Origin of the sequence: Clostridium sp. AM34-11AC (genome assembly GCF_003435375.1) — a bacterium.
Lineage (GTDB): Bacteria > Bacillota > Clostridia > Lachnospirales > Lachnospiraceae > Pilosibacter > Pilosibacter fragilis.
Genome location: NZ_QWGL01000113.1, coordinates 263 through 558, shown reverse-complemented (window position 1 = coordinate 558; position 296 = coordinate 263). Strand labels below are relative to the sequence as shown.

The 296-nt window shown below is 50.3% G+C and carries 1 protein-coding gene; it reads left to right on the top strand.

The window, feature by feature from the left end; all coding sequences use genetic code 11:
• Positions 1-3 precede the first annotated feature (3 nt).
• A partial coding sequence (locus DW826_RS18830; protein WP_347472437.1) for a recombinase family protein occupies positions 4-296 on the top strand: 293 nt, incomplete at its 3' end.

The following is a 296-nucleotide window of genomic DNA, read 5'->3' as shown; positions in this document are numbered from 1 at the left end:
CGATTGAGCCGTGATGACTTTGGCAAAGATGATGACCAGCAGCGTGAGAGCAATTCCATTTCCAATCAAAAGGCTATGTTGGAGGAGTTCGCCGCACGGCAGGGGTTTACGAACATTGTCCATTTCACGGACGATGGCATTAGTGGTACTTGCTTTGACCGTCCCGGATTTCTGGCAATGATGAAAGAAGTGGAAGCCGGGAATGTGGAGTACCTGTGTATCAAGGACATGAGCCGCATGGGTCGTGACTATCTGAAAGTCGGTCAGATTATGGAAATCCTGCGTCAGCGTGGCGT